The sequence below is a fragment of the Kribbella sp. NPDC051586 genome, assembly GCF_044453965.1.
Taxonomy (GTDB): Bacteria; Actinomycetota; Actinomycetes; order Propionibacteriales; family Kribbellaceae; genus Kribbella.
This window is the reverse complement of sequence record NZ_JBITDF010000006.1, coordinates 349,730-369,852: the sequence shown is the minus strand read 5'-3', so window position 1 is coordinate 369,852 and position 20,123 is coordinate 349,730. Positions and strand designations below refer to the sequence as shown.

The window sequence follows — 20,123 nt, the reverse complement described above, 5'->3', positions numbered from 1 at the left end:
GTCAGCGCGCGCCGTCACCGGCTGTTCTGCGCCGGTGGCTCAACGAGTTCGACCAGTACGCCGCCGGCCGACTTCGGGTGAACGAAATTCACTCGCGATCCGGCCGTCCCGCGCCGTGGTTCGTCGTACAGCAGCCGGGCGCCGCGCTCGCGCAGTACTCCGCAGACCGCGTCGAGGTCGCTGACGCGGTAGGCGAGTTGCTGGATGCCGGGGCCGCGCTGGTCGAGGAACTTCGCGATCGGCGACGCGTCCGACAGCGGCGCCAGCAACTGGATCGAGGAACCGGAGTCGCCGACCGACAGCATCGCCTCGCGGACGCCCTGTTCCTCGTTGATCTCCTCGTGCGCGACGGTCATGCCGAACACGTCCGCGTAGTACCGCACGGCCTCGTCGAAGTCGGCGACCGCGATGCCGACATGGTCGATCGCGTCGAACAGCTGATCCATCCCGCCAGCGTGGCGCAGACCGATGCCAGGAGGCCATCGAAAGTGGCCCAGCCGACACCATCCGTGTGACCCGTCTGACGCGTCCGGGCAGCGGCGTACCAGTGCCGCCGCAGGTATCGTGACGATATGTCTGACACGCGGAACACCACCGTTATCGTCGCCGGCGCGCGGACCCCGATCGGGCGGCTGCTGGGCGGACTCAAAGGCTTCACCGGCGCCGAGCTCGGCGGCTTCGCGATCAAGGGCGCGCTGGCCAGGGCCGGCGTCGCGCCGGACCAGGTCGAGTACGTGATCATGGGCCAGGTGCTGCAGGCCGGCGGCGGTCAGATCACCGCCCGTCAGGCCGCGGCCAAGGGCGGGATCCCGATGGACATCCCGGCCATCACGATCAACAAGGTCTGCCTGTCCGGGCTGAACGCGATCGCCCTGGCCGACCAGCTGATCCGCGCCGGCGAGTACGAGATCGTCGTGGCCGGCGGGATGGAGTCGATGACCAACGCGCCGCACCTGCTGCCGAAGTCCCGCGAGGGTTTCAAGTACGGCGACGTGCCGCTGGTCGACTCGATGGCGTACGACGGTTTGTGGGACGCGTTCACCGATCAGGCCATGGGTGCGTTGACGGACCAGGCGAACAACACCGGCCTGAAGCTGAGCCGCGAGGAGCAGGACGAGTTCAGCGCCCGTTCGCACCAGCGTGCCGCCGAGGCCTGGAAGAACGGCGTGTTCGCCGACGAGGTCGTGCCGGTCGAGGTGCCGCAGCGCAAGGGCGACCCGATCGTGGTCGACAGCGACGAAGGCGTCCGCGGCGACACCTCGGTGGAGGCGCTGGCCCGGCTGCGGCCGGCGTTCGGCAAGGACGGCACGATCACGGCCGGGTCGGCGTCGCAGATCTCCGACGGCGGCTGCGCTGTCGTCGTGATGAGCAAGGCGAAGGCCGAGGAGCTCGGCCTGAGCTGGATCGCCGAGATCGGCGCGCACGGCTCGGTCGCCGGGCCGGACTCGACGCTGCAGAGCCAGCCGGCCAACGCGATCGCCAAGGCCTGCAAGAAGGAAGGCATCCAGCCCGCGGACCTCGACCTGATCGAGATCAACGAGGCGTTCGCCGCGGTCGGGATCGCGTCCACGCGTGAGCTGCAGGTCGGCGACGACAAGGTCAACGTGAACGGCGGCGCGATCGCGCTCGGCCACCCGATCGGGATGTCCGGCGCGCGGCTGGTGCTGCACCTGGCCCTCGAGCTGAACCGTCGCGGCGGTGGCGTCGGCGCGGCCGCGCTGTGCGGTGGCGGCGGCCAGGGTGACGCGCTGATCGTCCGGGTGCCGCAAAAGTCGACGCAGAACTGATGCCGGGCCCGATCCAGCGACGAGGAGCCTGATGCCGCGACGGACCGCGCCGGTCGGCGAGTTGGTCGAGCGCGCCCGCGAGGAGGACTCGCGGGCGGTCGCTCGGCTGATCTCGCTGGTCGAGGACGAGTCCCCGCTGCTGCGTGAGGTGATGGCCGCGCTGGCACCGCACGCCGGGCACGCGCACATCGTCGGCATCACGGGTTCGCCCGGCGTCGGCAAATCCACGTCGACGTCGGCGCTGGTCTCGGCGTACCGCGAGACCGGCAAGCGCGTCGGCGTACTCGCGGTGGACCCGTCGTCGCCGTTCTCGGGCGGTGCGCTGCTCGGGGACCGGGTGCGGATGCAGGACCACGCCACCGACCGTGGGGTGTTCATCCGGTCGATGGCATCGCGCGGGCATCTCGGCGGACTCTCGTGGTCGACGCCGCAGGCGCTGCGGGTGCTGGATGCCGCGGGGTTCGACGTGGTGCTGGTCGAGACGGTCGGGGTCGGGCAGTCCGAGGTCGAGATCGCCGGTATGGCGGACACGACGCTGGTGCTGCTGGCGCCCGGGATGGGCGACGGCATCCAGGCGGCCAAGGCCGGGATCCTCGAGGTCGGCGACATCTACGTGGTGAACAAGGCCGACCGGGACGGTGTCCAGTCGGTCACGCGGGATCTGCGCTCGATGCTGGCGCTGGCCGAGCGGGCCGAGGGCGCCTGGACGCCGCCGATCCTGAAGACGGTTGCCTCCCGCAATGAAGGGGTGGCCGAGGTGGTGCAGGCGATCGAGGACCGGCTGGTCTGGATGCGCGGGAACGGCGTCCTGACCGAACGCCGGCAGTCGCGGGCGCGGGACGAGATCGAGGCGATCGCGACGACGGCGCTGCGGGCCCGGTTCGCGCACCTGCACGGCGACGCGCGGCTCGACGTACTGGCGGCCAAGGTGGCCGACGGCGGCACCGACCCGTATTCTGCGGCGGACGAGTTGATCGCGGCTTTGTGACGTCTGTCTCGCCGAAGAACGTCATGGAACACTCGACCACGCAGTGTCACATTGTGTCTTCGCTTTCCGTTCACCGGAAGTTGTGCCGAATTCGGGCAAATGCCGCAGGATTTCCGCGGCGCGGCCCGATCGGCGTCTCGGGGCGGCGCGCCGGTGGGTGCCATGCCCCCGAATCCGTTACAGAATGGACCTTGTAGCTGGTGAGCATTGTGCGGTGGGCTGTGTTCAGTCAGTGACAATTGGTGACGGTCCGTGATACAAATTCCAACACAGTCGACCGAGTGGTTAGGAACAAGGAGTGGCGACATGCCGAAGAAGCTGTTGATCTGGTCGCTCATCGCCTTTGCCGGCTTCTATCTGTTCACTCAGCCGACGAACGCCGCCAACGCGGTGGGCGGCGCGTTCTCGGCCGTTGGTGATGCGTTCGGGAGCGTCATCACGTTCCTGACCGCGCTGTTCAGCTGATCTGCCGGTCACGTGTCCCGTTGCGAGCGATCGTGCGGGACACTTGGCTGTACGGGGTCACACAACGGCGCGCCAGGGGAGTGAGTGGATGGCCGGAATAGGCGTGTTCCGGATCTTCGACCCGAAGGTCCGGCGCCATCTGATCTCGGACGAGGGCGAGGTCGTCATCGACGAGGTTCGGCAGCACTGGGTGGTGTACTCGGTGCCGATGCTCGAGGTTGCGCTGGCGGCTGCCCTGCTGCTGACGATGGCGGCCACCGAGATCGGTGGGCAGCCGGTGCTGCTCGCGATCGTGCTGGTGTTGCTGACCCATGCCTTCTGGCAGTTCCTCACCCACCATCGGGACCGTTTCGTGGTCACCAACATGCGAGTCATGCGGATCCGTGGCGTCTTCTCCCAGACCGTCGCGACCACCCCGATCGCCCGGGTTCTCGACATCACCCTGCAGAAGCCGATCATCGGCCGGATGCTGGGCTACGGCCACTTCGTCTTCGAATCCGCCGCGCAGGACCAGGGCTTCCGTGAGATCAAATGGGTCAGCCGGCCCGACGACCGCGACCTGACCATCCAGCGCGTCATCCAGCGGACCGGTCTGCGGGCGTCCGCGAGCGTCGACGTACTGCAGGGCGACGAGGACTCCGACGACGACGGCACCGGCCCGATCGGGATGGACTCCGCGCAAGAGGTCAGCGGCGCCTACGCCCCGGTGACGACCACCACGAAGACCACCCCCGAGGCGCGCCCCACCCCGCCGTCCGGCGCCAAGTCGATCTTCAACAGCGAACGCGGCAACTGGACCGACGACGACTGATCCCGCCGCGTGTCGGGGGCCATTTCAGGGGTTGACCCCTGAGTTGGTGGGTTGCGCCCCTGCAGGCGAGGGGCCAACCCTCAAGCTGAGGGGTTAACCCCTCAGATGGTCCACGGTGGGTCGGGCGGTCCTGTTGGCGGGTCTGGCAGGTCTGGCGGGTCGGAGGGCTGTCGGGCTGGCGGGGGCGAGTTGGCGAGGTGCAGGAAGTGCTGGCGGCGGCGCTCCCGGTGCGCTCGCTCGGGATGGCTTGCGGGTGCGGTCGCCAGGGCTTCGTCCAGCTCGGTGACGGCTTCTGCGTAGCGGGACTTGCGGGCCAGGAGTTCGCCGCGGATCGCGTGCCGGCGCGAGCCTTGCGGGATGGCGTCCAGCAGCTTGAGCGCGGCGTCGACCTCACCGGTCTCGGCGATGGCGACGACGCGGGCCAGTTCGGCCGCGGGGCTGGGGGAGACCTCGACCAGCAGGTCGTACAGGCGGACGATCTCGCGCCAGTCCGTGGCGGCGTAGCTCGGGACGCGGGCGTGCTCGGCCGCGATCGCAGCCTGGAGTTGATAGGCGTCCGCCTGCCGATCGGAGCGCTCCAGCGAGTCGTTGAGCAGCGCGACCCCGCGGGTGATCAGGCTCTGGTCCCAGCGGGAACGGTTCTGCAGGTCGAGCGTCACCACCTCACCGGACTCATCCACGCGCGCCGGGCGCCGGGCCTCGGTCAGCAGCAGGAGCGCCAGGATCGCAGTCGGCGTCGGTTGGTCGGGCAGGAGCGTATGCAGGAGCTCGGCCAGCCGGATCGCCTCCGCGCACAGGTCGACGTCGTACGCCGCCTCGCCCTCGGCGGGAGCGTGGCCGGCGGTGTAGAGGCTGTGGATGACCGCACAGACCGCAGGCAGGCGGCCGGCGAGCTCGTCCTGCGGCGGGACCCGGTACGGGATGCGGGCGGCGGCGATCTTCTGGCGAGCGCGGACGAGCCGCTTGGTGGTGGCGACCTCGGTGGTCAGCAGCACACCGGCGATCTGCGCGGCCGACAGCCCGCAGAGCGTGCGCAGGGCGAGTGCGACGCGGGTCGGCGGGGAGAGCGACGGATGGCAGCAGGTGAAGATCAGCCGCAGCAGGTCGTCGTGGACGACCTCGTCGGAGTCGGGCTCGCGGCGCGACAGCTCGATCAGGTCGGCGCCGGCACGCTCCTTGGCCGTGCGGGACTGCTCACGGCGGATGATGTCGATCGCCTTCCGGCGCGCGGTCACGGTCAGCCAGGCACGCGGCTCGGGCGGTACGCCGGTGACCGGCCACGCCCCGAGCGCCGCCAGCGCGGCCTCCTGGACGGCGTCCTCCGCGAGCTGCACGTCGCCGACGGTCCGGATCAGGGTGGCGAGGATCCGCGTCCCCTCGATCCGGATCGTGTCGGCAACGGCGTCGTACCGCTGGCTCATTCAGCGACTCATCCAGCGACTCATCCAGCGACTCAGTTGGCGACGATGACCGGGCGGACCTCGACCGCGCCGCCCCAGGCCGCCGGGATCTCGGCCGCGATCTTCACCGCCGCCTCGAGATCCTCGGCCTCGATCAGGTAGTAGCCGGTCAGTGCTTCCTTGGTCTCGGCGTACGGGCCGTCGGTGGTGATCACCGGCCCGCCGCGCGCACCCTCGACCCGGACGACGGTCGCCGTCGCGGTCGGGTGCAGCACGGCGCTCGCCTTGACCTGTCCGGCGTACTCGACGCCGAACCTGCGGTACTCGGCCAGCTCTTCGGCCTGCTCGGGCGCCCACCAGTCCACGTCCGCGGTGTAGGTCAGTGCAAGGTACTGCGCCATCGGAGTCCTCCTTCTCGCTGGGACCACTCTGGTCCCTCGTCAAAGGAACGAACAGGCAGACCCACAGAGGACATCGGAGAGGACATCCTCACTGCGTGGCTTCCGAGATCCGGCCGCGGAACGCGCGGACCACAGTCGGATCGCCGACGGTCTGGATGGCGTCCTCGCCGGACCGGCCCCACAGCCAGAGGTAGATCGGCGCCGGATCACCGAAGATCTCCGCGGCCGCCTCGCCCTCGGCGCCTTGCTGTACGTCGACGGCCGTCGCGTCGGCGCGGATCGTCCAGGACCGGCCTGCCGCGGTGATGCGGACCGTCGCGTCGATCGGGAACTCGGTGTCGCCCTCTTCCCACCACGGGCCGCCGACGTTCGGGTACAGGACCTCGTCGATGCCGTCGAGCGCCAGGTCGGGGTCGATCGGCGTGATGACCTCGTGGGCCTGCTCGACGTCGATGCGATGGACGAGGCTCTCGTGCGCCATCCGCCGGAACCAGAAGGCGGAGGTCGAGTCGCGCGGGTTGAATGTCCACGTCTGCGTCTCGGTCCCGGCCGCTTCGAGCGCGGCGATCAGGGCTGTGCGCGCATCGTCGTACCACTGGAGGGTTTCCAGGTCGGAGAAGTCCGGCGGCCACGGGTCCGGGAGGGCGCCGCGCTTCAGCACCTCGACCTTGTGGACGTAGACCTGCGCCACATGGCGGACGACGTCGTCGACCGTCCACCCCGGACAGCTGGGCACGGCCGCGTCGAGCCCCGTCCGCGCCACCTCGACCAGCCGCGCGCTCTCGGCCTGCACGTGCTCGAGAAATCTCATGCCCGCACCTTCCCAGACCCCGTGGACAGTTTCATACACTCCGCGCCTTGAGCGCCTCCTCCCAGTCCGAAGTCTCCGAATGGCTGATCTCGACCACCCGCTGGGTCAGCAGCTTCCCGGCGTCGCCGGCGGTCGCGTACTGCCCGGCCCGCTGGACGTACAGCCACGCCTCGTTGCGCAGGTCCTCGGCGGTCCGGCGGTAGGTCGGATACGAGTCCTTGAACCCGAACAGCGTCCGGATCCCTTCGGCCAGGGCGATCACGCCGCCGAGTGCCGGCGCCAGCCACCTGGGTACGTCGAAGGCGACCGAGATCGCGATCAGCAGGGCAGCGACCAGCTGTACGGTCCCGAGGCCGCGATAGGCCGTCCGGGCCCAGTTGGCCTGCCGGTTGTACCACTGGAACCGCAGGCTGATCAGTTGTTCGGCGGGGGTCTCGGTCCCGAGGGCGGGGAAGTCCGAATCTCTGAGTTTCGACATGGTCTGCCTAGTGTCGGGCTAATCTTCGGCCCATGGCGAGGAAGAGGGCGTTGCCGTTCGATCCGATCGACGAGGCGTCGCGGCAGTGGGGGCGGCGGTGGGGCGCGGTCGAGCAGATGCGTGCCGTCACGTCGCTGATGCGTGCGCAGCAGATCGTGATCAACGAGCTGGACGACATCCTCCGCAAGCACGGGCTGACGTTCGCGCGGTTCGAGGCGCTGGTGCTGCTCACTTTCTCGCGGCGCGGCTCGTTGCCGCTGGGCAAGATGGGCGAGCGGCTGCAGGTGCATCCGACGTCGGTGACCTCGATCGTCCGCCGGCTGGAGGCGGCCGGGCTGGTGACGCGGACGCCGCACCCCGATGACGGCCGCGCGGTCCTGTGCGAGATCACCCCCGAGGGTCGCGAACTGGTCGAGCGCGCCACCGCCGACTTGGTCGCCGCCGACTTCGCCGTGTCCGGGCTCACCGATGAGCAGCTGAAGATGCTCTGGACCGTCCTCGAGCCCCTTCGCCACAACGCCGGCGACTTCTGATCCCGTAGCTGCTCGACCCGCAGGCCCCCCGCGGTTGGAAATAGTTGGACGTCCTAGTATTTTGGGACCAGTTCCCGAGGAGGTCTGACTGATGGATGCCGAATCGATTGCGGCCGGCCGGAGCCGGTGGCAGCAGCGGTACGACGCGGCGCGGAAGCGGGAGGCGGATTTCACCACGCTCTCCGGCACCGAGGTCGCGCCTGTGTACGGGCCTCCCGAGGGGTTCGACGACCCGCGGATGGAGCGGATCGGGTGGCCGGGTGAGTTCCCGTTCACCCGCGGGCTGTATCCGACCGGCTATCGCGGCCGGACCTGGACGATCCGCCAGTTCGCCGGCTTCGGCAACGCCGAGCAGACCAACGAGCGGTACCGGATGATCCTGAACGGCGGTGGCGGCGGCCTGTCGGTCGCGTTCGACATGCCGACGCTGATGGGCCGCGACTCCGACGACCCGAAGTCGCTCGGCGAGGTCGGCCACTGCGGCGTCGCGATCGACTCCGCCGCCGACATGGACCGGCTGTTCAAGGACATCCCACTGCAGGACGTCACCACGTCGATGACGATCTCCGGCCCCGCCGTGCCGGCCTTCTGCATGTACCTGGTCTCCGCCGAGCGGCAGGGCGCGGACATCACCAAGCTCAACGGGACGCTGCAGACCGACATCTTCAAGGAGTACATCGCGCAGAAGGAGTGGCTGTTCCCCCCGGAGCCGCATCTGCGCCTGATCGGCGACCTGATGGAGTACTGCGCGACCACGATCCCGGCGTACAAGCCGCTCAGCGTGTCCGGGTACCACATCCGCGAGGCCGGCTCGACGGCCGCGCAGGAGCTCGCGTACACGCTCGCCGACGGGTTCGGGTACGTCGAGCTCGGGCTGTCGCGCGGCCTCGATGTCGACGTGTTCGCGCCGGGCCTGTCGTTCTTCTTCGACAGCCACCTGGACTTCTTCGAGGAGATCGCGAAGTTCCGCGCGGCCCGCCGGATCTGGGCCCGCTGGCTGCGCGACGTGTACGGCGCGAAGACCGACAAGGCTCTCTCGCTGCGTTTCCACACCCAGACCGCGGGCGTGTCCCTGACGGCGCAGCAGCCGGTCAACAACGTCGTGCGGACCGCCGTCGAGGCGCTCGCCGCGGTGCTCGGCGGGACGAACTCGCTGCACACCAACGCGCTCGACGAGACGCTGGCGCTGCCGACCGCGGAGTCGGCGGAGATCGCGCTGCGGACGCAGTCGGTGCTGATGGAGGAGGTCGGGGTCACCAACGTCGCCGACCCGCTCGGCGGCTCCTGGTACGTCGAGGCGCTCACCGACGCGATCGAGGCCGAGGCCGAGCAGATCTTCGCGCGGATCAAGGAGATGAGCCCGGACGAGACCATGACCGGCGGCATCCTGCGCGGGATCGAGGACGGCTGGTTCATGGCCGAGATCGCCGACGCCGCGTTCGAGTACCAGCAGAAGCTCGAGAAGGGCGAGAAGAAGATCGTCGGCGTCAACACGCTCACCGACACCGTGTCCGGCGACCTGGAGATCCTCCGGGTCTCGCACGAGGTCGAGATCGAGCAGTGCCGGGTGCTGGCGGAACGCAAGACCCAGCGTGACGAGGACCGGGTACGGCGTACGCTGACGGCTCTGGTGGAGGCGGCCAGCGGCACTGGCAACCTGATCGAGCCCATGCTGGAGGCAGTGCGTGCGGAGGCCACGATGGGGGAAATCTGTCACGTTCTTCGGGAACAGTGGGGAGAGTACCGAGAGCCCGCCCGGTTCTGAGGAGCCGCCACCGCCCGAGCGGGCCGCCGCGATCAGTGGCGCGGCCGGTCCGCCGGACGGGCGGCCGGTGGTGGTCTGCGGCTCGGACCGCACGATGCTGCGGGTCGTCACCGAGCTGGTGAGCTCGGGCGACCGGGTGACCGCGATCGTCAACCCTGACTCGCGGCACTTCGACCGGATCAGTGAGCTGGGCGCGACCGTGATGGGCGCGCGGGTGATCAGCGAGTCGCTGCTGCGGCGGGCCGGGGTCGACGCTGCCGACGACGGGGCGCCGTCCACGGCGCGTGCGCTGGTTCTGCTGGACACCAACGACGTTCACAATGTGCATACCGCGCTGACCGCGCGCGACATGGATCCGGAGCTGCGGATCATCGTGCAGATGGTGAACCCGCGGCTGGGCAAGCAGATGAACAGTCTGCTCGGCGACTGTGTGGTGATCAACGGGCCGTCGCTGGCGGCTCCCGCGTTCGTCTCGGACGCTCTGGAGGACGACGAGCTGACCTGGCTGGACCTCGGCGGTCGTCGGCTGGTGGCCGGTCAGGCCGACCTGATCCGGGAGCCGCACCTCACAGTGCTCGCGGACACGAGCTCGTCCGCCACGCCCGACCTGCTGCCGTTGTCCAGCTCGGATCCCGAGGGCGACATCGTGCTCGGTACCGGCGTACGGACGGTCTGGCGCAGTCACGACGTCCGTCCGGCCGGCTGGTTCATGGCCCTGCGCGACATCCTCGACAGCCGGGTCCGCAAGATCGCCGCGGTGATGGCGTTCCTGATCGTGGCCGGTACGGGGATCATCCACTTCTTCGGCGGGATCGAGTGGTGGCGGGCGTTGTACCTCGCGGCCGGTGTGGTGACGTCCGCGGGGATCGACGACGACAAGTTCAACGACGCCCAGCCGTGGGTGAAGGTCAGCGCGGTCCTGGTCCAGCTGACCGGGATCGTGCTGATGGCGCTGCTGACGGCGGTCGTGGTCGACTCGCTGATCGGCGCGCGGCTGTCGCGGATCATCGGCGGTGTCCGGGGCCGGCCGCGCAATCACGTGGTGGTGTGCGGCCTCGGTACGGTCGGTTCGCGGGTGCTGGAGATCCTCACCGAGCGGGGAGTCGCGGTGGTCGGGGTCGACCAGGACGACGAGGCCCCCGGCGTACAGACGGCGCACCGGCTGCGGATCCCGGTGGTGGTCGGGGACAGCAGCAACGAGGAGACGCTGCGGTCGGCCGGCGTACAGCGGTGTCAGTCGGTGCTTGCGATCACCGACGGGGACATCACCAATCTGGAGTCGGCCATCATGGCCCGGGACCTGAACCCGGACGCCTGGATCACGATGCGGATGTTCGACCACGACCTGGCGCAACGGGTCGAGCGCCGGCTCGGCCTCGGCCACAGCCGGTCGGTGTCGATGCTGGTCGCGCCGGCGGTCGCCGCCGCGGTGGCGAACCGGCGCAGCCAGGTGACGGTCCCCGCCGGTCGGCGTGTTCTGCTGCTGACCGAGGTCACGGTCGAGCTCGGCTCGATCGCGGTCGGGCGACGGCTCGGCGAGCTGGACGAGGCCGGCGGACTGCGGGTGCTCGCACGGCAGGACGCCGGCCAGTCCTGGGACTGGAGTCCGACCTCCGGCCCCGAGCCCCGGCCGGGCGACCGGACGCCCCCGTCCGGGCGGACTCCGGCGTCCGAGCGGGAGCTCCGGGTGGGGGACCGGATCGCGGTCGCGGGCACCCGGAGCGGCCTGGCCCGGCTGTTGATGGCGACCCGGGGGCAGCAGAGTTCGGCCCCGTCGTAGAGGATGGACCTGTGAACGTAGGTAGTGGGCACGGAATGCGAGGACAGTGGTGAGCCAGTCCAACTTCTCCCGTCCCGGGGCGATCGACCTGTCGGGCCTGCGCAAGCCGGCCGGAGCCGCGCCCGGTGCGCCGGGTGCTGCCGGCGGTCCAGGTGCCGGTGCGCCGGCTGGTGCTGCGGGCGGCGCGTATGTGCTGAACGTGACCGAGGCGAACTTCCAGACCGATGTGATCGAGCGCTCCCTGCAGGCGCCCGTCGTGGTCGAGCTGTGGTCGCCGCGCTCGCAGGGCTCCAACGCCCTCGGTGCGGTCCTGGCCCAGCTCTCGACCGAGTACGCCGGGAAGTTCCTGCTGGCCCGGATCGACGTCGACGCGAACCCACAGGTCGCGCAGGCGTTCGGCGTCCAGGCGGTGCCAGTGGTGATCGCGATCCTGCGCGGTCAGCCGGTCCCGTTGTTCCAGGGCGTCCTCGGCGAGCCCGAGGTCCGGCAGTACCTCGACCAGTTGCTGACGGTCGCGGTCGCGAACGGCATCACCGGTCGCGCGGAGCCGGTCGGCCCGGCCGCCCCGGACGCCGAGTCGGACGAAGAGCCGCCGCCGAACCCGCGGTACGAGAAGGCCGAGAACGCGGTCGGAGCGGGTGACCTGGACGGCGCGATCGCGGCGTACGAGGAGCTGCTCAAGGAGACGCCGGGCGACGCCGAGGCGAAGTCCGGACTGGCCCGGGTGCAGCTGGTCAAGCGGACCCAGGACGTGCCGGACGACGTCCGGACGCGTGCCGCCGACAACCCGACCGACGTCGAGGCGCAGCTGCTGGTCGCCGATGTCGATCTGATGGGCGGACATGTCGACGACGCCTTCGCCCGCCTGATCAGCACGGTCCAGGCGACCTCGGGCGACGAGCGGAACACCGTCCGGCTGCACCTGCTGGAGCTGTTCGAGGTGGTCGGCGCGGACGACGAGCGGGTGATGAAGGCTCGCCGCCGCCTGATGTCGGCGCTGTTCTAGCCCGTTCCAGCCTGTTCTATCCCTTCAGGATCGGGTCCGAGGTCAAGGTCTCGGAGACCCTGGCGAGGAGGGTGCGGAGGGTCTCCGCCTCCTCCTCGGTGAAGGCCGCGGCCAGCCGGCGCTCGACGCCGGTGGCCCGCTTGTCGGCCTGATCGAGTGCCTTGCGCCCGGCGTGCGTCGGGCGGGTCTCGATCACGTGCTTGTGCAGCGGATGCGGCGTGCGCTCGATCAGGCCGCCGGCCTCCAGGTTGCGCAGGATCGTCGTCATCGTCTGCGGCGTGACGGCGCAGCGGCGGGCGAGCTCGGCGGCCGAGATCCCCGGCTGCTCGTCCAGCACGAACAGGGCGGCGTACTGCGGAACCGTGAGCCCGGCCGGCTTCACGGCGGCCGACTTCGCCGCCTGCAGCTCCTGCTCGACCCGCTTGAAGTGACTGCCGAGCCGTTCGTCGAAGGACATCCGCATACGGACCATCCTACGAACGGCGGCGATGATATATGCATTGACGATCATCAGACCTCTGATTAGTCTCTGTGCTCGTATCCATTCAGAGGAGGGGTTCTCCATGAAGTTTCGTGTGCTGGCCGCGGCGCTGCTCGCGTTGGTGACACCGTCGGCCACCCTGTCCGTCACCGCTGCTGCGGCTGCCGGTCCTGCCGGCACCGCATCCAAGGCACTACCCGTGCAGATCGACGGGCGGACAGCCGATCGGTACCCGGAGGGGATCGCCTGGGACCCGACCCGGCAGGCGTTCCTGATCGGTTCGCTGGCCACCGGCCGGATCTCCGTCGTCGGCCGGGACGGCGTGCCGCACCCGTTCGGCGTCGCGCCGGGGGTGTCGACGTTCGGGCTGCATGTCGATGCCGTCCGCAATCGTGTGCTCGTCACGTACGCCGACATCGGCAACGGCGAGCGGACGTCGGATGCCACGCTCTACAAGCAGTCCGGCGTCGCGATCTACAACCTGCGCACCGGCCGGCTCGAGCGCAGGGTCGACCTGAACACCCCGCGGCTGAATCCGGCCGGCGGTCGTCACGGCGTGAACGATCTCGCGATCGATGCCGTGGGCAACGCCTACGTCACCGACCCGGCGGCGGACGCGATCTACCGGATCACGCCGGCCGGCACGGCGTCGGTCCTGGTCCGGGACGAGCGGCTGCGCAGCGACACGATCGGTGCCAACGGCATCGTCTGGGACCCGGCCGGCTACCTGCTGACGGTTCGGTACGACGTCGGCAAGCTGTTCCGGATCACTCGCCGGGGTGAGATGACCGAGGTTGGTCTGACCAGTGCACTGGTCGGCGGCGACGGTCTGGCGCTCGCGCGGGACGGGCGGCTGATCGCGATCACCAACAAGCTCGGTGCGGCCGGCGTCGAGCGAGCGACTGTGCTGAGCAGTCGCGACAACTACCGGACCGCCCAGGTGCGGTCGGTCGAGCCGTGGCCGGTCTCCGGTCCGACGACGGCCGCCGTCACGCCGTCCGGGACGTATGTGCTGAGCGGGCGGATCGACGTGCTGATCGCGGGCGGCTGGTCCGACCAGTTCACTGTCCGGCGGATGCGGCAGGGGTGAGGGGCTGACGGACCTGGCCGGAATCGGACAGTGTGAATTCTTGTAATTGGTGCTGAGATGCTCTGAGAATTCTTCACATGAGTGCTGTCGCATCGCCGCCGCCGAGTCTCGAGGCGCGGATCCACGGCCTGCTGCCGGCGTTGAGCCCGGCGCAGGCCCGGATCGCCGCCGAGGTACTGCGGGATCCGGCGGCGGTTGCCGGCTCGACGATCGGCCAGCTGGCGGCCCGGTGCGGTACGTCGCTGCCGAGCGTCACCCGGTTCTGCCTCGCGCTCGGATTGTCGGGGTACGCCGAGCTGCGGCTCACCCTGGCGGCCGAGAGTGGCCGGACCAGTCTCAGCTGGGAGCGCGGGACCGGGTCGGAGGTCGGTCCGGACGACTCGCTCGACGACGTACTCCGGACGTTGCTGCGCGCCGACACGCGGGCGCTCGAGGACACTGTCGCTTCGCTCGACGTCAACGCCCTCGGGCGGGCGGTGCAGGCGATCTCGGACGCGCGGCGGATCGATCTGTACGCCGTGGCGGGATCGGCGTCGGTGGCCGAGGACCTGCGGCTGCGGCTGCACCGGATCGGGCGCGCCGCGAGTACCTGGAGCGACGTACACACCGCGCTGGCCAGCTCGGCCCTGCTCGGGACGGGTGATGTCGCGATCGGGATCTCGCACAGCGGCGAGACGATCGAAGTCCTCGAACCGGTGTCCCGGGCCGGCCGGCAAGGGGCGACGACTGTTGCCATCACCAACTATCCGCGGTCGCCGCTGGCGCGGGCCGCGGACATCGTGCTGGTCACAGCGGCGCGCGATGTCACGTTCCGGACCGGAGGACTGTCCGGACGGCACGCCCAGATGATCGTCCTGGACGCGCTGTACCTCGGTGTCGCCCAGCGCGACTACCCCCTCGCCGAGCAGGCCTTCGACGCGACCGCCGACGCCGTCGCGGATCACCGCCAACGGTCCTGAAAAGTCTGCCGCAAGCTCCGTTCGACCGCCTTACGAAGGAGAACCATGCAGAGTCCGCACGAGATCCTCGGCCCGAGCCGCCGCAGCCTGCTTCTCGGCGCCGGCGCCACCGCCCTGACCGCTGCGGCAGGTGTCGCAACCACCACCACCGCGAGCGCCGCCGCGGCCGGTGCTGCCGGGCCGGCGACTGCCGCGGTGCCGTCGCCGGACACGCTGCCGTTGACCGGTGGCCCCGACTTCCCGATCGGGTTGTTCTGGCCGCCGCATCCGTACGCGAGTACGACTGAACGGTTCGCGGAGATCAGGACCGCCGGCTTCGACTTCATTGTCTCCGGCAACTACGCCGGCGACGGCAACATCTTCCAGTACCAGCTCGGGCTGGCCCGCGACGCCGGGCTGAAGATGCTGATCTCGGACGACATCCAGATCCGCAACATGTCGCGCTGGTTCTCGATCTCCGACACCCCCACCGACTTCCTCAGCGTGACGCCGGCCGAGGCGAGCGCGCTCTACGTCCGGGCCCGCGACGCGTACGGACCGTACTCCTCGCTGGCCGGCTTCAACTTCTACGACGAACCCGGCGCGGGCTGGTTCGCGACGCTGGCGAAGGCGCTCGCGATCTCGCGTGAGCTCGCCCCGCAGTTGCTGCCGTACATCAACCTGCTGCCGTCCGACGACGCGACGTACTATCGCAACTTCGTCGACGTGGTGCAGCCGTCGCTGATCTCCTTCGACCGGTACCCGCTGCTGTCGGAGGGGCGCGAGGACGAGAACTACTTCCACAACTGGGCGATCGTCCGCGACGCGGCGCTGCACGGCGACATCCCGGCGTGGACCTACATCCAGACGCTTGCCTACAACAACCATCGCGAGCCGACCGCGGCCGAGCTGCTCTGGCAGGTCAACATCAGCCTCGCGTACGGCGCGAAGGGGATCCAGTACTTCACCTACTGGACGCCCGAGGCTGCTCGGGGTGAAGGGTTCGGTCCGGCGCTGATCACGGTCGACGGGCAACGCACTCCCCGCTACGCCGCCGCGAAGAAGATCAACACGACCTGGCTGCATCAGGTCGGGCGCGAGCTGAAGCCGCTCGTGTCGGAGTCCGTCGTCCACGCGAACGAGACCCCGCTCCCGAACGGAGCAGTGGGGTTCACGCCGACCGAGTTCGTGACCGACGTCTCGCGGAGTCCGGTGGTGCTCGGCACGTTCCGGTCGCGGGACGCAGCCGTCAAGGATCGCTGGGTGCTGGTGGCCAACCGCTCGCACTCGACGCTGGCCCCGACCGTGGTTTCGGTGAACGAGCAGACGGTCGGGTCGGTCGGAATCTTCCAGCCGGCGAAGCAGGCGTACGCCGCGCGGCGGGTCGGTCCGATCCCGCTGGAGCTGGCACCGGGTGCGGCGACGTTGATCAAGCTCGGCGCGAAGTAGTCAGGTGGTCTGACCGGTGTAGACGCCCATCGCGCGGAAGCGGAGGGCCGGGGCCGCGTACTCCTCGAGGGCGTGCGCGGTCCAGCCGATCATCCGGGCGATCGCGAAGAGCGCGTCGCCGGCGTCGGGACGGAAGTCGTACGCGTGCATGATCGCGGCGATGGCCAGGTCGCTGTTCGGGAACGTCGGGGTGCGCTCGGCGACCGCGGCGATCGTGCCGACGATCGGGTGGTCGCCGAGCAGGCCGAGGAGTACTTCGGCGCGTGGGTCGCGGTGCTGGTAGATCCGGTGCCCGAAGCCGGGGATCGGTTCGCCTGTCCGTAGCTGGTCCGACAGGGCCTTGAGCGGGTCCTGCTGTGCTCGGCGGAGGAACTCGTAGGCGAGGGTCGGTGCGGCGCCGTGGTACTGGCCGTCGAGGGCGCCGAGGCCGGCGGAGATCACGGCGTACAGGTTGGCGCGTGCGCTGGCCGCGACCCGGGCGGCGACCGTCGAGACGGCGAGCCCGTGGTCGGCCAGCAGGATCAGCGCGGCATCGAGCACCTCGGCGCGAGGCGCTTCGCCGGACAGCTTCGGCCACAGGCGCGCGCCGAGCGTGCCGGAGCCCATATCGCCGGGCAGCGCGGTCACCAAGGTCCCGATCAGCCGCCCAGCTGCGGCAGTCACCGATTGCGCAGACAGGTCGAACCGCAACGGATCAGCAGCCCCCAGCACCGCCACCGCCACCCGTAACCGATCCGTCAACCGAGCCCCCTCCGGCACCACCCCCATCGCAGCCTGAGCAAGCTGCACCCCCTCCCGCTCCACCCCGAACACCGCCCCGGCAGTGTTCGGGGTGGAGCGGGCGGGGGGTTGGGCGGTCCAGAGGAGGTCGGCTACCTGCTCGAGTGTCCAACTGGTGGCGAGTTCGCGGGCTGAGTGGCCTCTGTAGTAGAGCTCGTCGTTCTGGAGGAGGGTCAGCTCCGACTCGATGCGCTCCACCACGCCGGAGTGGTCCACCGAGCGGCTGGCGAGGCGGTCGACCTCGGTGGGGGAGAACAGGCTGCCGCGGCGGCCGCGGGCCCGGACGCTGGTGAGCAGGCCGCGGCTGACGTAGGCGTAGATCGTCTCCGGCTTCACCCGCAGCCGGCGTGCGACCTCTGCGGTGGTCAGGTAATTCTCGTCACCTTCGGCCGTCATTCCCCGCTCCTCGAGCCGCTCACATTGACTGGATCAATATTGACAATAGTTGATTGCGTGTCAACCCTGAGGATATGTCCACAACGATCACTGTTCCGCCCGGTCTGCGCAACGTCGTCGTCACCGAGACGACCCTCGGCGACGTCCGTGGTGACGAGGGGTTCTACCACTACCGCCAGTACTCGGCGATCGATCTCGCCAAGTCCAAGACGCTCGAAGACGTCTGGTACCTGATGTTCGAGGGCCGCCTGCCGACCGACGCCGAGCGCGACCGGTTCATCGCCGAGCTGGCGCCGCTGCGCGCCCTGCCCGACGAGGTCAGCGCGGTACTGCCCGCGATCGCAACCGCCGGGGCAAAGTTCAACCCGCTCGCCGGCCTCCGCACCGCCTTGTCGCTCCTGGCGGCCGTCCGTGGCCTCCCGCCGCTGTGGGACGCCGACGCGGCCCGCCGCAAGGCCGACGCGATGCTGGTCTGCGCCGTGACCCCGACCATCCTCGCGGCCCTCTACCGCCTCCGCGAAGGTCAGCAGCCGCTCGAACCCCGCGCCGACCTGTCGGCCGCGGCGAACTGGCTCTACCTGGTCACCGGCACCGAGCCGACAGCGGTCCACACGACCGCGGTCGAGCACTACCTCGTCTCGACCGTGGACCACGGCTTCAACGCTTCTACGTTCACCGCGCGCGTGATCGCCTCGACCGGCGCCGACGTCGTCTCGGCCGTCGCCGGAGCGATCGGCGCGTTCTCCGGCCCGCTGCACGGAGGCGCCCCGGACCGTGCGCTCGCCAGCCTCGACGAGATCGGTACGCCGGATCGGATCGACGCCTGGGTCCGCGCGAAGGTGTCCGCCGGCGACCGGATCATGGGCTTCGGCCACGCGGTCTACCGCACCGAGGACCCGCGCTCGCTGATGCTCCGCGACATCGCCCGCGGCATCGGCGGCGACCTGGTCGACTTCGCCACCACCGTCGAGCAGCGCATCGTCGACGTCCTCGCCGAACTGAAGCCGGGCCGCAACCTCTACGCGAACGTCGAGTTCTACGCCGGCGTGGTGATGGAGCTCTGCGGCATCCCGCGCGCGATGTTCACGCCGACCTTCGCCGTCAGCCGCATCATCGGCTGGTCCGCCAACATCCTCGAACAGTCCGAGGACCCGAAGATCATCCGCCCGATCGCGACGTACGTCGGCCCGCAGCCGCCGGCGCCCATCTCCTAGTCGAACTACTGGACGAACTGCATGACGCCGTCGTCGAGCGCCCTGAACCGGAGGGACACCAGGTCGCGCGGGTAGTTCTGGCGCAGCCGCCAGGGGCCCTGGGTGCCTTGGCGGGGCAGGATGGCGGCGGCGCGGCGGATGTAGCCGGAGGTCAGATCGACGACGGGCCGCGGCGGGGCGTCGTACTCGGCCGGATCGACCTCCGGGACGCAGATCCGTGTGCCAGTGGCGGTCAGGTGGTTGAGGAGCCGGCAGACGTACTGCGACGTCAGGTCGGAACGCAGCGTCCAGGAGTTGTTGGTGTACCCGATGCACCAGGCGAGGTTCGGTACGCCGCTGAGCATCATGCCCTTGTAGACGAACGTGTCGTGCGGCTCGACGGACCGCCCGTCGACCGTCACCTGGATGTTGCCGAGCGCAACCATACGGAGGCCGGTCGCGGTGACCACCAGATCGGCCTCCAGCTCCAGGCCCGAGCGGAGCAGCAGACCGCCCGGAGTGAACCGGACGATCTCATCCGTCACCACCGAGGCCGACCCGTCCCGCAGCGCCTTGAACAGATCGGCATCCGGCACCAGACACAGCCGCTGGTCCCACGGCTTGTACTGCGGGGTGAAGTGCGGGTCGACCGGGATCGATTTCGGCAGCTCCCGGGCCACACCGGCGTTCAGCAGCCACGCCGCGTGCACCGGCCACTTGCGGAAGGCACTGTAGAGCGCACTGCTGACAGCAACGTTCTTCCCACGGATCAACCGATGCGCGAGGTTCTCGGGCAGTACGGCGCGGAGGCGGTCGGAGAACGCGTCGCGGGCGGGACGAGAGGCGACGTAGCTCGGCGTACGCTGCAGCATCGTCACGTGTTCCGCCGTACCGGCCATGGCGGGCACGAGCGTCACCGCGGTCGCGCCGCTGCCGATGACGACCACTCGCTGCCCGGTGTAGTCCAGGTCGGCGGGCCAGTGCTGCGGATGGACGATCCGGCCCTCGAACGAGCTCTGCCCGTCGAAGTCGACCACATACCCCGAGTCGTAGTCGTAGTACCCGCTGCACACGTACAAGAACGAGCAGGTGTACGACGCGCCGGCCGCGGTCTCCACCGTCCACAGCGCGTCCGGCGACGACCACGAGGCGCGCACGACGTGCTGACCGAAGCGGATGTGCTTGTCGATGCCGTACGCCGACGCCGTCTCGTGCAGGTAGTCGAGGATCGACGGCCCGTCCGCGATCGCCTTCGCCGCCTTCCACGGGTGGAACGGGAACCCGAGCGTGAACATGTCCGAGTCCGACCGGACCCCCGGATACCGGAACAGGTCCCACGTGCCGCCGAGCGCGTCACGCCCCTCGAGAACGGCGTACGTCCGGTCCGGGCAGCGCGTCTGGACGCGGTACGCCGCGCCGATGCCGGACAGGCCCGCGCCGACGATCAGGACGTCCAGGTGCTCCACTGAGCTCACGGCAGCCACAGTACTCAACAGTAAGGAAGATTCTTCCCCGGTGTTGTCGATTCCGTGTGGCGGCGATCGTCAGCAAGATGTTCAGTACAAGCCCTA

At 69.7% G+C, this 20,123-nt stretch carries 20 protein-coding genes; 12 read left to right on the top strand and 8 right to left on the bottom strand.

What is annotated here, in order from left to right:
- Positions 1 to 14: 14 nt before the first annotated feature.
- The gene (mce, locus tag ACIA58_RS39755; RefSeq protein WP_396409043.1) at positions 15 to 446 is read right to left on the bottom strand and encodes a methylmalonyl-CoA epimerase; all 432 of its coding nucleotides are present in this window, start codon (positions 444 to 446) and stop codon (positions 15 to 17) included.
- 126 nt (positions 447 to 572) lie between these two features.
- Here mce and ACIA58_RS39750 point away from each other — a divergent pair, with 126 nt between their 5' ends.
- The 4 genes from ACIA58_RS39750 to ACIA58_RS39735 all read left to right on the top strand — a co-directional run bounded on the left by ACIA58_RS39750 (position 573) and on the right by ACIA58_RS39735 (position 4,051).
- Positions 573 to 1,787, top strand: a complete 1,215-nt coding sequence (locus ACIA58_RS39750; protein WP_396409042.1) for an acetyl-CoA C-acetyltransferase — start codon at positions 573 to 575, stop codon at positions 1,785 to 1,787.
- Positions 1,788 to 1,818: 31 nt separating this feature from the next.
- Positions 1,819 to 2,775: a methylmalonyl Co-A mutase-associated GTPase MeaB gene (gene meaB / locus ACIA58_RS39745; protein WP_396409041.1), complete on the top strand. Its 957-nt coding sequence runs from the start codon at positions 1,819 to 1,821 to the stop codon at positions 2,773 to 2,775.
- A 306-nt stretch (positions 2,776 to 3,081) separates the two neighbouring features.
- Positions 3,082 to 3,240 (top strand): hypothetical protein, encoded by a 159-nt coding sequence (locus ACIA58_RS39740; protein WP_396409040.1) that lies wholly within the window; start codon positions 3,082 to 3,084, stop codon positions 3,238 to 3,240.
- Positions 3,241 to 3,328: 88 nt separating this feature from the next.
- Complete coding sequence (locus ACIA58_RS39735) at positions 3,329 to 4,051, top strand: PH domain-containing protein (protein WP_396409039.1); 723 nt, start codon at positions 3,329 to 3,331, stop codon at positions 4,049 to 4,051.
- A gap of 101 nt (positions 4,052 to 4,152) precedes the next feature.
- On the opposite strand, the gene ACIA58_RS39730 is transcribed toward ACIA58_RS39735, so the two are convergent.
- The 4 genes from ACIA58_RS39730 to ACIA58_RS39715 all read right to left on the bottom strand — a co-directional run bounded on the left by ACIA58_RS39730 (position 4,153) and on the right by ACIA58_RS39715 (position 7,141).
- Positions 4,153 to 5,472: an RNA polymerase sigma factor gene (locus tag ACIA58_RS39730; RefSeq protein ID WP_396409038.1), complete on the bottom strand. Its 1,320-nt coding sequence runs from the start codon at positions 5,470 to 5,472 to the stop codon at positions 4,153 to 4,155.
- 32 nt (positions 5,473 to 5,504) lie between these two features.
- Positions 5,505 to 5,852, bottom strand: coding sequence for a YciI family protein (locus ACIA58_RS39725; protein WP_396409037.1), 348 nt, complete (start codon positions 5,850 to 5,852; stop codon positions 5,505 to 5,507).
- 88 nt (positions 5,853 to 5,940) lie between these two features.
- Complete coding sequence (locus ACIA58_RS39720; RefSeq protein ID WP_396409036.1) at positions 5,941 to 6,663, bottom strand: maleylpyruvate isomerase family mycothiol-dependent enzyme; 723 nt, start codon at positions 6,661 to 6,663, stop codon at positions 5,941 to 5,943.
- Positions 6,664 to 6,694: 31 nt separating this feature from the next.
- Entirely contained in the window at positions 6,695 to 7,141 is a 447-nt protein-coding gene (locus ACIA58_RS39715) for a DUF4231 domain-containing protein (protein ID WP_396409035.1), read from the bottom strand.
- Between the two features lie 32 nt (positions 7,142 to 7,173).
- Here ACIA58_RS39715 and ACIA58_RS39710 point away from each other — a divergent pair, with 32 nt between their 5' ends.
- The 4 genes from ACIA58_RS39710 to ACIA58_RS39695 all read left to right on the top strand — a co-directional run bounded on the left by ACIA58_RS39710 (position 7,174) and on the right by ACIA58_RS39695 (position 12,225).
- On the top strand, positions 7,174 to 7,674 hold the full coding sequence (locus ACIA58_RS39710; protein WP_396409034.1) for a MarR family winged helix-turn-helix transcriptional regulator: 501 nt from the start codon (positions 7,174 to 7,176) through the stop codon (positions 7,672 to 7,674).
- Positions 7,675 to 7,765: 91 nt separating this feature from the next.
- On the top strand, positions 7,766 to 9,439 hold the full coding sequence (locus ACIA58_RS39705; RefSeq protein WP_396409033.1) for a methylmalonyl-CoA mutase: 1,674 nt from the start codon (positions 7,766 to 7,768) through the stop codon (positions 9,437 to 9,439).
- On the top strand, positions 9,360 to 11,219 hold the full coding sequence (locus ACIA58_RS39700) for an NAD-binding protein (RefSeq protein WP_396409032.1): 1,860 nt from the start codon (positions 9,360 to 9,362) through the stop codon (positions 11,217 to 11,219). Before ACIA58_RS39705 ends, ACIA58_RS39700 begins: the two co-directional genes overlap by 80 nt.
- A gap of 49 nt (positions 11,220 to 11,268) precedes the next feature.
- On the top strand, positions 11,269 to 12,225 hold the full coding sequence (locus ACIA58_RS39695) for a tetratricopeptide repeat protein (RefSeq protein ID WP_396409031.1): 957 nt from the start codon (positions 11,269 to 11,271) through the stop codon (positions 12,223 to 12,225).
- A gap of 16 nt (positions 12,226 to 12,241) precedes the next feature.
- On the opposite strand, the gene ACIA58_RS39690 is transcribed toward ACIA58_RS39695, so the two are convergent.
- The gene (locus tag ACIA58_RS39690; RefSeq protein ID WP_396409030.1) at positions 12,242 to 12,688 is read right to left on the bottom strand and encodes a MarR family winged helix-turn-helix transcriptional regulator; all 447 of its coding nucleotides are present in this window, start codon (positions 12,686 to 12,688) and stop codon (positions 12,242 to 12,244) included.
- 100 nt (positions 12,689 to 12,788) lie between these two features.
- Between ACIA58_RS39690 and ACIA58_RS39685 the strand changes: the two genes are divergently transcribed.
- From ACIA58_RS39685 to ACIA58_RS39675, 3 genes are all read left to right on the top strand, one after another.
- Positions 12,789 to 13,796: a hypothetical protein gene (locus tag ACIA58_RS39685; RefSeq protein ID WP_396409029.1), complete on the top strand. Its 1,008-nt coding sequence runs from the start codon at positions 12,789 to 12,791 to the stop codon at positions 13,794 to 13,796.
- 77 nt (positions 13,797 to 13,873) lie between these two features.
- Positions 13,874 to 14,755: a MurR/RpiR family transcriptional regulator gene (locus tag ACIA58_RS39680; RefSeq protein ID WP_396409028.1), complete on the top strand. Its 882-nt coding sequence runs from the start codon at positions 13,874 to 13,876 to the stop codon at positions 14,753 to 14,755.
- Between the two features lie 45 nt (positions 14,756 to 14,800).
- Entirely contained in the window at positions 14,801 to 16,183 is a 1,383-nt protein-coding gene (locus tag ACIA58_RS39675; RefSeq protein WP_396409027.1) for a hypothetical protein, read from the top strand.
- On the opposite strand, the gene ACIA58_RS39670 is transcribed toward ACIA58_RS39675, so the two are convergent.
- Positions 16,184 to 17,359, bottom strand: coding sequence for a citrate synthase (locus tag ACIA58_RS39670; RefSeq protein WP_396409026.1), 1,176 nt, complete (start codon positions 17,357 to 17,359; stop codon positions 16,184 to 16,186).
- Between the two features lie 74 nt (positions 17,360 to 17,433).
- Here ACIA58_RS39670 and ACIA58_RS39665 point away from each other — a divergent pair, with 74 nt between their 5' ends.
- Entirely contained in the window at positions 17,434 to 18,573 is a 1,140-nt protein-coding gene (locus tag ACIA58_RS39665) for a citrate/2-methylcitrate synthase (RefSeq protein WP_396409025.1), read from the top strand.
- Between the two features lie 5 nt (positions 18,574 to 18,578).
- On the opposite strand, the gene ACIA58_RS39660 is transcribed toward ACIA58_RS39665, so the two are convergent.
- Positions 18,579 to 20,027 carry a flavin-containing monooxygenase gene (locus tag ACIA58_RS39660; RefSeq protein WP_396409024.1) on the bottom strand — a complete coding sequence of 483 codons (1,449 nt, stop codon included), beginning with the start codon at positions 20,025 to 20,027 and terminating at the stop codon, positions 18,579 to 18,581.
- Between the last annotated feature and the right edge of the window lie 96 nt (positions 20,028 to 20,123).

Coding starts and splice junctions, on each gene's coding strand:
- ACIA58_RS39735 (WP_396409039.1), top strand. CDS start 3,329: ATGGCCGGAATAGGCGTGTTCCGGATCTTCGACCCGAAGGTCCGGCGC.
- ACIA58_RS39705 (WP_396409033.1), top strand. CDS start 7,766: ATGGATGCCGAATCGATTGCGGCCGGCCGGAGCCGGTGGCAGCAGCGG.
- ACIA58_RS39750 (WP_396409042.1), top strand. CDS start 573: ATGTCTGACACGCGGAACACCACCGTTATCGTCGCCGGCGCGCGGACC.
- ACIA58_RS39720 (WP_396409036.1), bottom strand. CDS start 6,663: ATGAGATTTCTCGAGCACGTGCAGGCCGAGAGCGCGCGGCTGGTCGAG.
- ACIA58_RS39665 (WP_396409025.1), top strand. CDS start 17,434: ATGTCCACAACGATCACTGTTCCGCCCGGTCTGCGCAACGTCGTCGTC.
- ACIA58_RS39725 (WP_396409037.1), bottom strand. CDS start 5,852: ATGGCGCAGTACCTTGCACTGACCTACACCGCGGACGTGGACTGGTGG.
- ACIA58_RS39675 (WP_396409027.1), top strand. CDS start 14,801: ATGCAGAGTCCGCACGAGATCCTCGGCCCGAGCCGCCGCAGCCTGCTT.
- ACIA58_RS39670 (WP_396409026.1), bottom strand. CDS start 17,359: ATGACGGCCGAAGGTGACGAGAATTACCTGACCACCGCAGAGGTCGCA.
- mce (WP_396409043.1), bottom strand. CDS start 446: ATGGATCAGCTGTTCGACGCGATCGACCATGTCGGCATCGCGGTCGCC.
- ACIA58_RS39730 (WP_396409038.1), bottom strand. CDS start 5,472: ATGAGCCAGCGGTACGACGCCGTTGCCGACACGATCCGGATCGAGGGG.
- ACIA58_RS39740 (WP_396409040.1), top strand. CDS start 3,082: ATGCCGAAGAAGCTGTTGATCTGGTCGCTCATCGCCTTTGCCGGCTTC.
- ACIA58_RS39690 (WP_396409030.1), bottom strand. CDS start 12,688: ATGCGGATGTCCTTCGACGAACGGCTCGGCAGTCACTTCAAGCGGGTC.
- ACIA58_RS39680 (WP_396409028.1), top strand. CDS start 13,874: ATGAGTGCTGTCGCATCGCCGCCGCCGAGTCTCGAGGCGCGGATCCAC.
- ACIA58_RS39710 (WP_396409034.1), top strand. CDS start 7,174: ATGGCGAGGAAGAGGGCGTTGCCGTTCGATCCGATCGACGAGGCGTCG.
- ACIA58_RS39685 (WP_396409029.1), top strand. CDS start 12,789: ATGAAGTTTCGTGTGCTGGCCGCGGCGCTGCTCGCGTTGGTGACACCG.
- meaB (WP_396409041.1), top strand. CDS start 1,819: ATGCCGCGACGGACCGCGCCGGTCGGCGAGTTGGTCGAGCGCGCCCGC.
- ACIA58_RS39715 (WP_396409035.1), bottom strand. CDS start 7,141: ATGTCGAAACTCAGAGATTCGGACTTCCCCGCCCTCGGGACCGAGACC.